At 68.0% G+C, this 3,383-nt stretch carries 4 protein-coding genes; 2 read left to right on the top strand and 2 right to left on the bottom strand.

Features of this window, described 5'->3' with window-relative positions; all coding sequences use genetic code 11:
• The coding region (gene hemE, locus AC27KI_RS21150) for a uroporphyrinogen decarboxylase (protein ID WP_487115676.1) at nucleotides 1-975 on the bottom strand (975 nt) is incomplete at its 3' end.
• A gap of 79 nt (nucleotides 976-1,054) precedes the next feature.
• The gene (locus tag AC27KI_RS21145; protein WP_272566855.1) at nucleotides 1,055-1,969 is read right to left on the bottom strand and encodes a LysR family transcriptional regulator; all 915 of its coding nucleotides are present in this window, start codon (nucleotides 1,967-1,969) and stop codon (nucleotides 1,055-1,057) included.
• Between the two features lie 229 nt (nucleotides 1,970-2,198).
• Here AC27KI_RS21145 and AC27KI_RS21140 point away from each other — a divergent pair, with 229 nt between their 5' ends.
• Nucleotides 2,199-3,182: a TerC family protein gene (locus AC27KI_RS21140; protein WP_487115674.1), complete on the top strand. Its 984-nt coding sequence runs from the start codon at nucleotides 2,199-2,201 to the stop codon at nucleotides 3,180-3,182.
• 25 nt (nucleotides 3,183-3,207) lie between these two features.
• The gene (locus AC27KI_RS21135) at nucleotides 3,208-3,366 is read left to right on the top strand and encodes a hypothetical protein (protein WP_284431368.1); all 159 of its coding nucleotides are present in this window, start codon (nucleotides 3,208-3,210) and stop codon (nucleotides 3,364-3,366) included.
• The last annotated feature ends 17 nt before the right edge of the window (nucleotides 3,367-3,383 follow it).

Raw genomic sequence — 3,383 nt, 5'->3', positions numbered from 1 at the left:
GGGGGCGCCGAAGCTGTCGAGCACGGCGCGCGTGTGCAGCGCGATCTGCTCGGGCGGGGCAAACAGCACGTTGGGGTCGATGTTGCCCTGAAGCGCCTTGCCGGGACCACCCACCGCGCCGCCGACCAGGGCGCGTGCACGGGCCAGATTGGCCGTCCAGTCCAGTCCGAGCACCTCGCAGTCCAGGTCCTTCATGGAGTCCAGCCAGAGCGCACCGCCCTTGGTGAACACGATGCGTGGCACGTCGGTGCCGTCCACGCCGGTGCGCTGGAGCTGGGCCAGCACGCGCTTGGTGTAGGCCAGGCTGAAGGCCTGGAAGGCGCCATCGGCCAGCACCCCGCCCCAGCTGTCGAACACCATCACGGCCTGGGCGCCCGCGTCGATCTGCGCGTTCAGGTAGGCGGCCACGGCGTCGGCGTTGATGGCCAGGATGCGGTGCATCAGGTCGGGGCGGCTGTACATCAGCGTCTTCACGAGGCGGTAGTCGTCGCTGCCCTTGCCCTCCACCATGTAGCAGGCCAGCGTCCAGGGACTGCCGGAAAAGCCGATCAGCGGCACGCGGCCGTCGAGCGCGCGCCGGATGCTGGTGACCGCATCGAACACGTAGCGCAGCTTGTCCATGTCGGGCACGGCCAGGGCCGCCACGGCCGCTTCGTCGCGCACCACGTGGGCAAAGCGCGGGCCTTCGCCCTCGGCGAACGACAGGCCCAGGCCCATCGCATCGGGCACGGTGAGGATGTCGCTGAACAGAATGGCCGCGTCGAGCGGAAACCGCTCCAGGGGCTGCAGCGTGACCTCGGTGGCGTAGTCCACGTTGGTGGCCAGCCCCATGAAGCTGCCCGCCCGGGCCCGCGTGGCCTTGTACTCCGGCAGGTAGCGGCCGGCCTGGCGCATCAGCCACAGGGGGGTGTAGTCGGTGGCCTGGCGCCGGCAGGCGCGCAGGAAGGTGTCGTTCTGGAGGGGGGCGAAGCTCATGCCCCTGATTGTGGCGTAGCCGCGGGGCCGGGTTTTTGCGCCAGGTCCATGCCCGGCCCCGGCGGCCGGTTCATCCCTTTCAATCCGTGGCCGCATCCCCCAGCAGCCCCGCCGCGCCGGCCTCGGCCAGCCGGGTGACCAGGGGGTGGATCACCTTGCGCGCGCTGTAGATCAGGTGAAAGTGCTCGTGCACGTCCGCCGTGGTGCCCACCGGCTCCAGCCCGTAGGTGCGCTGCAGGTGCTCGCCCAGCAGCAGGGGCGCCGGCATCACGCCCATGCCGGCGGCGGCGAAGGTGCTGAGCAGGGCGCTGTCCTCGAACTCCCCGGCCAGCCGGGGGCGGATGCGCTCTCGCTCCAGCCAGTGGTCGATGCGCGCGCGCAGCGCGGCGTGGGCCGTGGGCAGGATCACGGGCACCACGGCCAGGCTGTGCGGAAAGTTCTGCGAGGCGGCGCGGGCCCACAGCGGCGGCGCATACCAGCCGATGGCGCTGGTGCCCAGCAACTGGCTGGTGGTGCGCAGGGCGGGGTTGGGCGGGGCGGAGCGGTCGGCCAGCACCGCATCGAGCTTGTGCAGCGCCAGTTCGGCCAGCAGGGGCTGGAATTCGCCGTCGTGGCACAGCAGGCGCAGGTGGGGCTCGTCCAGCACGGGGGTGAGCAGCCGGTGCACGGCCAGCTTGGCGATGCCGTCGGAGATGCCCAGGTTCAGCCGCACCGCCTGCCCGCTGGTGGCCTCGCGCACGCGCAGGGGCAGTTGCTCGCCCAGGGCGAAGATGTGGTCGGCCTCGTGCAGGGCCGCCACGCCGGCATCGGTCAGCACGAGGTTGCGCCCTTCGCTGCGCAGCAGGGCCACGCCCAGGTCCTTTTCCAGGGAGCGCACCTGGGCGCTGATGGTTTGCACCGCCATGTCCAGCCGTTCAGCCGCCCGGGCCACGCCGCCTTCCTTGGCGACCACCCAGAAGTAGTATAGGTGGCGGTAGTTGAAGCTCTGGCTCATGGCGGGGCGGGCGGTGGGGAAAATGGAATGGTTCGGAAAAACCGAAGCAATGGTACCGGGAAGGCATCTTCTTTTCTGGCTGCGGCGGCCCCACAGTCCGGTTCGTTCTCCCTCCAATTACTTTTCCAACAAGCCATGAACCACCTGCAGCCCGTTTCCCTTGCGCCGCCTTCGGCATTCCCCCAACCGCCGTCGCCGCACGGCTTTCAACCGATCGGAGGCTAAAGCCATGGAAACCATTGGAACTTGGTGGATGTGGGCGGGTTTTGCCGTCTTCGTGGTCGTCGCAATCGGGATCGACCTGCTGGTCATGGAGCGCCAGGGGGCGCACAAGGTGACCACCAAGGAGGCCGTGGGCTGGAGCGTGCTCTGGTTCTCGCTGGCCTTCGTGTTCGTCGGCATTCTGTGGTGGTATCTCAACGGCTCGCAGGGCCGCGAGGTGGCCAACACGGTATCGATGCAGTTCATCACCGGCTACCTGGTGGAAAAAAGCCTGTCGGTGGACAACATCTTCGTGTTCCTGATGCTGTTCAGCTACTTCGCCGTCCCGGCGGAATACCAAAAGCGTGCGCTGATCGTCGGCATCATCGGTGCCATCGTGCTGCGCACCGTGCTGATCCTGGCCGGTGCCTGGCTTCTGGCCACGTTCCACTGGCTGCTGTACGTGTTCGGCGCCTTCCTCGTCATCACCGGCGTGAAGATGTGGCTGGCCGCGGGCAAGGAGCCCGACATCGCCACCAACCCGGTGCTGAAGTTCCTGCGGGGCCGCATGCGCATCTCCGACACGTTCGACGGCGAGAAGCTCACGACGATGATCGGCGGCGTCAAGCACTACACGCCGCTCTTCGTGGTGCTGGTGCTGATCGGCACGACCGACATCATCTTCGCGGTGGACAGCATTCCCGCGATCTTCGCCATCACGAACGATCCGTTCATCGTGCTGACCGCCAACATCTTCGCCATCCTGGGGTTGCGGGCGCTGTACTTCCTGCTGGCCGACCTGGCGAGCCGCTTCCACCTGCTGGCCTATGGCCTGGCCCTGGTGCTGGTGTTCATCGGCGCGAAGATGCTGCTGATCGACCTGTACAAGATCCCGATCGGCTATGCGCTGCTGGTCACCGCGGGCCTGATCGCCGGCTCGGTCGCTGCCTCGCTGTGGACCTCGCGCGGCCAGCCCCGCGAAACGCCCGCCTTGCCCCACGACCCCCGTTGATCAATCAGCCAAGGAGAGCCCTGCCATGTCCATGATCGAATTGATTTTGCTGTGCCTGCTGGCGACCCTGGTCATCACCACGTTCCTCGGCTGGCGCGCGGGCAACGAGCGCCGCGATGTGGGGCTGCTCGCGGGCCTGACCGCGCTGTGCGGCGTGGGCGCCGCAACCGCGCTGGTGGTCTGAGCGCACCACGGCACGCG

The organism is Acidovorax sp. KPB24-03 (assembly GCF_057546605.1).
Note: the sequence above shows the minus strand (reverse complement) of the source record. Positions and strands in the feature narration are given on the sequence as shown.